A 6,941-nucleotide genomic window follows, 5' to 3' on the forward strand; every position below is an offset into this window, starting at 1 on the left:
CCACTCTTCTCACGGATCGACTCATGAAGATTATCCGCAGCAAAAGCTTCACCGCCGACCGCGCCTGGGGCGCACTCGACATCGCCAACATGAAGGGCATCACCACGCGCTTGCACTGGACCGATCAGCCGTACAACTGGCATGTCAATGATGGCGAGGAAGTGTTTGTGGTGCTCGACGGCACAGTGTCGATGCATTACCGCGAGAAGGGTGAAGAAAAACAGGTGCAGTTGGACGTTGGCGATATTTTCTACGCCTCGGTCGGCACCGAGCACGTCGCCCATCCGCAAGGTGCGGCGCGGATTCTGGTGATTGAAAGCGAAGGCAGCGTTTGATTACTTATCTGCAAAACAGATAACAGTTAGAGATATTACCCGTTATATAGATATTCGATTCGGATCTACCATGGACTCAACCTCACCAGAGGAGAGGAGTTCATGATGATTTGCCCCAACAGCGCCAAGCCCGGCATCAAGCCTTTCAGCCAGCTTCAGCACCCGCGTGAAGTGATCCGGCAATTCACGCCCAACTGGTTCGCCGCCACGATGGGTACCGGCGTGCTAGCGTTGGCACTGGCGCAGTTGCCGCTGGCGATTCCCGGTTTACACGCCGTCGCCGAAGGGCTGTGGTTGTTCAACATTCTGTTGTTCACGCTGTTCACGGCGGCCTACGCCGCGCGCTGGATTCTGTTCTTCGATGAAGCGCGGCGGATTTTCGGGCACTCCACGGTGTCGATGTTCTTCGGCACGATTCCCATGGGCTTGGCGACAATTATCAACGGTTTTCTGCTGTTCGGCCTGCCGCGCTGGGGCGACGGCGTCATTCATCTCGCCGAAGTGCTGTGGTGGATCGACGTGGCCATGTCGCTGGCCTGCGGTGTGTTGATTCCGTACATGATGTTTACCCGTCAGGAACACAGCATCGACCAGATGACCGCCGTCTGGCTGTTGCCGGTGGTCGCCGCTGAAGTCGCGGCGGCCAGTGGCGGTTTGCTCGCGCCGCATCTCACCGATGCCCACTCGCAACTGATCGTACTGACCACCAGCTACGTGCTTTGGGCCTTTTCCCTGCCGGTGGCGTTCAGCATTCTGACCATCCTGTTGCTGCGCATGGCGTTGCATAAACTGCCCCACGAAAACATGGCCGCGTCGAGCTGGCTGGCCCTCGGCCCTATCGGCACCGGTGCGCTGGGCATGTTGCTGCTGGGCGCGGATGCGCCGGCGATCTTCGCCGCCAACGGTCTGCCGGGCCTTGGCGAAATCGCATCGGGCATTGGCTTGATCGCCGGTATCACCCTGTGGGGGTTCGGCTTGTGGTGGATGTTGATGGCGTTGTTGATCACCGTGCGTTATCTGCGTGACGGCATTCCGTTCAACCTCGGCTGGTGGGGTTTTACCTTCCCGCTGGGCGTGTATTCGCTGGCGACGCTGAAACTTGCCAGCACGCTGAGTCTTGGTTTTTTCAGTGTCGTCGGCTGCGTGCTGGTGACCTTGCTGGCGGTGATGTGGCTGATTGTCGGCAAGCGCACGCTGCAAGGGGCGTGGCGCGGTGAACTGTTTGTCTCGCCGTGCATTGCAGGTTTGAAGAAATAACCTGAAAAGTTTAGGTAAGGTGTGGCCTGGATCGCGGTTCGAGATTCCAATACAAGAACCCAGGCCACTCCAACCCAACATCAGGGAAACACGGAAGATGAGTCACCCCTCACAGTTCAACCTGCTGCGCACCCGGCGTTTCTTGCCGTTCTTCATCACGCAGTCGCTTGGCGCGTTCAACGACAACGTGTTTAAACAGTCGCTGATCCTCGCCATTCTCTATCGGCTGACCATCGAAGGTGACCGCTCAATCTGGGTCAACCTGTGTGCGCTGCTGTTTATCCTGCCGTTTTTTCTGTTCTCGGCGCTGGCCGGGCAGTTCGGGGAAAAATTCGCCAAGGACGCGCTGATCCGGGTCATCAAACTCGCGGAAATCGCGATCATGGCCGTAGGATCGATCGGCTTCCTCTTCGATCATCTGTCGCTGATGCTGGTGGCGCTGTTCGCCATGGGCACGCATTCGGCACTGTTCGGGCCGGTGAAGTACTCGATCCTTCCGCAGGCATTGCGCGAGGATGAACTGGTTGGCGGCAACGGACTGGTGGAGATGGGCACGTTCCTGGCGATCCTCGCCGGCACCATCGGCGCCGGTGTCATCATGTCCTCGACGCACTACGCACCGCTGGTGTCGACTGCGATTATCGGCATCGCGGTGCTCGGTTATCTGGCCAGCCGCAGCATTCCTCGCGCGGCGGCGGCTACGCCGGAGATGCGCCTGAACTGGAACATCTTCAGCCAGTCCTGGGCCACCCTTAAACTCGGCCTGGGCCAGACGCCTGCCGTATCGCGTTCGATTGTCGGCAACTCGTGGTTCTGGTTCGTCGGGGCGATTTATCTGACGCAGATTCCGGCGTACGCCAAAGAGTGGATGCACGGCGACGAAACGGTGGTTACGCTGATCCTCACCGTGTTTTCGGTCGGCATCGCGCTGGGTTCGATGCTCTGCGAAAAGCTTTCCGGGCGTAAGGTCGAAATCGGTCTGGTGCCGTTTGGCTCGTTCGGTCTGACCGTATTCGGCCTGCTGTTGTGGTGGCATTCCGGCGGAATACCGGACAGCGTCACCGGCCATGGCTGGGTTGAAATATTGGGTTTTGCGCACACCTGGGCGGTGTTGATCGACATTCTTGGCCTCGGTATTTTCGGCGGCTTCTATATCGTGCCGCTGTACGCGCTGATCCAGTCGCGCACTGCGGAAAACGAGCGGGCGCGCGTGATTGCTGCCAACAACATCCTCAACGCACTGTTTATGGTGGTTTCGGCCATCGTCTCCATCGTGTTGTTGAGCGTGGTGAAACTGTCGATTCCGCAACTGTTTTTGGTGGTGTCGTTGCTCAACATCGGCGTCAACGCCTACATCTTCAAGATCGTCCCCGAGTTCAGCATGCGTTTCATGATCTGGCTGCTCAGCCATTCCATGTACCGCGTCGAGCACCGCAATCTTGAAGCAATCCCGGATGAAGGCGCGGCGCTGCTGGTGTGCAACCACGTGTCGTTTGTTGACGCCCTGCTGATTGGCGGCGCTGTGCGTCGGCCGATTCGCTTTGTCATGTACTACAAAATCTACAACCTGCCGGTGCTGAACTTTATTTTCCGTACGGCGGGGACGATTCCGATTGCCGGACGCAACGAAGACATCCAGATCTACGAAAAGGCCTTCACCCGGATTGCCCAATATTTGAAGGACGGCGAACTGGTCTGCATCTTTCCGGAAGGCAAGCTGACCGCTGACGGCGAGATCAACGAGTTCAAGAGCGGGCTGACGCGGATTCTCGAAGAAACACCGGTGCCGGTGATTCCGCTGGCGCTGCAAGGGTTGTGGGGGAGTTTCTTCAGTCGCGATCCGAGCAAAGGCGTATTTCGCCGGTTGTGGTCGCGGGTGACGTTGGTGGCGGGATCGGCGGTCGCTGTTGAAGAGGCGCAACCGGCGGAGTTGCAGGCTTTGGTCGGGGAATTGCGCGGGACTGTTAGATAATCAGTGATTTACTGGCCTCTTCGCGAGCAAGCCCGCTCCCACAGTTGACCGTACTCCTCAGGCGGAACGCGGTTGAATGTGGGAGCGGGTTTGCTCGCAAAAATTAAGCGCTGACCTTGAGCCCGATCAAACCAGTGATGATCAACGCCACACTGGCCAGCCGAATCAATGCCATCGACTCACCAAACAGAATGATCCCGGCGATTACCGTGCCTACGGCACCGACACCGGTCCAGATCGCATAAGCGGTGCCCAGCGGCAGTTCCTTCATCGCCAGCCCCAGCAAGCCAAGGCTGATGGCCATGGCTGCAACGGTCAGAACGGTAGGAATCGGGCGGGTGAAACCATCGGTGTATTTCAGGCCGACGGCCCAGCCGACCTCGAACAGGCCGGCGAAAAACAGGATGATCCAGGACATGTAAAACCTCCATCGATAGATGGGGCCGTCCCCGGATTGAAAACTCGATCGAGCCGCAGGGTCGTCCCCGCGTTGCGCCGCATTTTGCCGAGCATCAACCCGGGGATCAAGTTTCGGCTCAGTCGGCGGTCTGTTGCGCCAGCGCTTCGCGATCCTGTTTTTCGCTCATCCGCCGGAAATACGTCGACAACAACGCCCCGGAGATGTTGTGCCAGACACTGAACAACGCGCTCGGTACTGCCGCCAGTGGCGAGAAGTGCGCACTGGCCAGAGCGGCGCCCAATCCCGAGTTCTGCATACCTACTTCGAGTGCCAGTGATTTGCGCTGGGCCAGCGGCAAGTTGAACAGGCGCCCGGTGAAGTAACCGAGCAAATAGCCGAAGCTGTTGTGCAGCATGACCACGGCCATGATCAGCAAACCGGATTCGGCAATCTTCGCCTGACTCGCGGCCACCACCGCCGTGACGATGATTACAATGCTGACCACCGACACCAGTGGCAACACATCCACCGCGTGGCGAACTTTGTCGCCGAGCACGCGTTGCGCAACCACACCAAGAATGATCGGCAGCAGCACCACTTGCAGGATCGACCAGAACAATTCCATGAACGACACCGGCAGCCACGCCGAGGCCAACAGCCAGATCAGCGCCGGCGTCAACAGCGGGGCGAGGAGGGTGGTGACGGCGGCGATGGCCACCGACAGCGCCAGATCACCGCGGGCCAGCCAGGTCATCACGTTCGACGAGGTGCCGCTCGGGCAGCAGCCGACCAGAATCACGCCGACGGCAATTTCCGGCGGCAGGTGAAACACCTGACACAGCAACCACGCCACGCCGGGCATGATCACAAAATGCGCGACCACGCCCAGCGCGACACGCCAGGGGTGGCGGGCGACGGCGGCGAAGTCATCGAGTTTGAGGGTCAGGCCCATGCCGAACATCACCAGGCCCAGCAGCGGTACGATCGCGCCTTTGAGGCCGAGGAACCAGTCCGGCTGCAGGAACGCGATCACCGCGAAAATCAGAACCCAGTAAGCGAAGGTATTGCCGACAAAGCGGCTGAGTGCAGCCAGTGCGCGCATGGCTTGTTCCTTATTATTAAATGAGCACCACAAAACCAAATGTGGGAGCGGGCTTGCTCGCGAAGGCGTCACGTCAGCCAATACATCGTTGAATGACACAGCGCTTTCGCGAGCAAGCTCGCTCCCACAGTTAGAACCGCGTCAGGCGTTAGATTCCCTGCGGCGTTTCTTCCCCACCCAGTGCTTCTACCAGCGCCGGCAGGAAATCACCGAACGTCAGCATCATCAGGGTGAAGCTGGCGTCCAGTTGCCCCAGCGCTTCGTCGCCGCCGTCCTGTTCTGCCTGATCCTGCAACAGATCTTCGAACTTCAGACGTTTGACGGTCAGCTTGTCGTCAAGCATGAACGACAGTTTGTCCTGCCAGGCCAGCGACAACTGCGTGACCACTTTGCCCGTGCTCAGGTGCAGCTGGATTTCGTCGCTGGTCAGGTCCTGACGCTTGCAGCGGACGATGCCGCCATCTTCGTGGGTATCGCGCAACTCGCATTCGTCCAGCACGAAGAAATCGTCGGCGGCTTTCTGCGTGGTGACCCACTCAGTCATGACGGCGGTTGGTGCCATTTTCACGGTGAGAGGACGAACCGGCAGGGTGCCGATCACCTCACGCAGGGTGGAGAGCAGGTCTTCGGCGCGTTTCGGGCTGGCCGAGTTGACCAGAATAAGACCCTGTTTCGGCGCGATAGCGGCGAAGGTCGAAGAGCGGCGGATGAACGCGCGCGGCAGGAACGCCTGGATGATTTCATCCTTGATCTGATCACGTTCCTTCTTGTAGACCTTGCGCATCTGCTCGGCTTCGATCTCTTCGACCTTTTCCTTGACCGCGTCACGCACGACGCTGCCCGGCAGAATGCGTTCTTCTTTACGCGCGGCAATCAGCAGGAAGTCACCGCTGACGTGTACCAATGGAGCATCTTCGCCTTTGCCGAACGGCGCGACGAAACCGTAGGTGGTCAACTCCTGGCTTGCACATGGACGCGCCAGTTTGGTGGCCAGTGCAGTTTCCAGCGCCTCGGCATCGACAGGCAGGTCTTGGGTCAGGCGATAGATAAGCAGGTTTTTGAACCACATGGGGTGAGTCTCTCCTTTATACAAAGGGGGGCATTATTGTCTTCGCCGCCTGATAGGCCAACCCTTCTCTAAGCCTTTGGAAGGCCTGAGAAAATTATTTAAAAAAGTGCTTGCCAGAGGTTGGGTCGCTCCGTAGAATGCGCGCCACACCGAAGCGAAGGGTGATTAGCTCAGCTGGGAGAGCGTCTGCCTTACAAGCAGAATGTCGGCGGTTCGATCCCGTCATCACCCACCATTCGTTTCAAGTGTTTAGCGCAGCGGTAGTTCAGTCGGTTAGAATACCGGCCTGTCACGCCGGGGGTCGCGGGTTCGAGTCCCGTCCGCTGCGCCATATTCGGTAACCTGGAACACTGAACGCCAGGTCACCACGGAAAAACCCGCCAAGGCGGGTTTTTTTCTGCCTCGAGTTGTACATGCGGAATGTGTCGTTTCACCGGTTTTCGGATTTATTTGAAAAAAAACTTCAATTAAATCAACACTTTACGAAAACTTGTGGCATAATGCGTCCCGTAACGAAGCGAAGGGTGATTAGCTCAGCTGGGAGAGCGTCTGCCTTACAAGCAGAATGTCGGCGGTTCGATCCCGTCATCACCCACCATTCGTTTCAAGCGTTTCGCGCAGCGGTAGTTCAGTCGGTTAGAATACCGGCCTGTCACGCCGGGGGTCGCGGGTTCGAGTCCCGTCCGCTGCGCCATATTCGGAATCTGGAACACTGAACGCCAGATTCCACAGAAAGCCCGCCTCGTGCGGGCTTTTTGCTGTCTGAAGTTTATGAAATCTCAGATTTGATACTGAACCTGTGGCGA

General features: G+C 58.3%; 6 protein-coding genes and 4 tRNA genes. 7 read left to right on the forward strand and 3 right to left on the reverse strand.

The window, feature by feature from the left end; translation table 11 throughout:
• The first annotated feature begins 23 nt into the window (after window positions 1-23).
• From F2P67_RS11195 to F2P67_RS11205, 3 genes are all read left to right on the forward strand, one after another.
• Window positions 24-335: a cupin domain-containing protein gene (locus tag F2P67_RS11195; RefSeq protein ID WP_166220295.1), complete on the forward strand. Its 312-nt coding sequence runs from the start codon at window positions 24-26 to the stop codon at window positions 333-335.
• Window positions 336-440: 105 nt separating this feature from the next.
• Window positions 441-1,592, forward strand: coding sequence for a TDT family transporter (locus tag F2P67_RS11200; RefSeq protein ID WP_166220307.1), 1,152 nt, complete (start codon window positions 441-443; stop codon window positions 1,590-1,592).
• Between the two features lie 97 nt (window positions 1,593-1,689).
• Complete coding sequence (locus F2P67_RS11205; protein WP_166220297.1) at window positions 1,690-3,564, forward strand: MFS transporter; 1,875 nt, start codon at window positions 1,690-1,692, stop codon at window positions 3,562-3,564.
• A 103-nt stretch (window positions 3,565-3,667) separates the two neighbouring features.
• On the opposite strand, the gene sugE is transcribed toward F2P67_RS11205, so the two are convergent.
• From sugE to rdgC, 3 genes are all read right to left on the reverse strand, one after another.
• Window positions 3,668-3,982, reverse strand: coding sequence for a quaternary ammonium compound efflux SMR transporter SugE (gene sugE / locus F2P67_RS11210; RefSeq protein ID WP_166220299.1), 315 nt, complete (start codon window positions 3,980-3,982; stop codon window positions 3,668-3,670).
• A gap of 118 nt (window positions 3,983-4,100) precedes the next feature.
• Window positions 4,101-5,066, reverse strand: a complete 966-nt coding sequence (locus F2P67_RS11215) for a bile acid:sodium symporter family protein (RefSeq protein WP_166220301.1) — start codon at window positions 5,064-5,066, stop codon at window positions 4,101-4,103.
• A 148-nt stretch (window positions 5,067-5,214) separates the two neighbouring features.
• Window positions 5,215-6,135, reverse strand: coding sequence for a recombination-associated protein RdgC (rdgC, locus tag F2P67_RS11220; RefSeq protein WP_166220303.1), 921 nt, complete (start codon window positions 6,133-6,135; stop codon window positions 5,215-5,217).
• A 159-nt stretch (window positions 6,136-6,294) separates the two neighbouring features.
• Between rdgC and F2P67_RS11225 the strand changes: the two genes are divergently transcribed.
• From F2P67_RS11225 to F2P67_RS11240, 4 genes are all read left to right on the forward strand, one after another.
• A tRNA-Val gene (locus F2P67_RS11225) sits at window positions 6,295-6,370 on the forward strand.
• A 19-nt stretch (window positions 6,371-6,389) separates the two neighbouring features.
• Window positions 6,390-6,466: transfer RNA gene (locus F2P67_RS11230), tRNA-Asp, on the forward strand.
• A gap of 191 nt (window positions 6,467-6,657) precedes the next feature.
• A tRNA-Val gene (locus F2P67_RS11235) sits at window positions 6,658-6,733 on the forward strand.
• A gap of 19 nt (window positions 6,734-6,752) precedes the next feature.
• Window positions 6,753-6,829 (forward strand) — tRNA-Asp (locus F2P67_RS11240).
• Window positions 6,830-6,941: the final 112 nt, after the last annotated feature.

Origin of the sequence: Pseudomonas atagonensis, assembly GCF_011369485.1 — a bacterium.
Taxonomy (GTDB): domain Bacteria; phylum Pseudomonadota; class Gammaproteobacteria; order Pseudomonadales; family Pseudomonadaceae; genus Aquipseudomonas; species Aquipseudomonas atagonensis.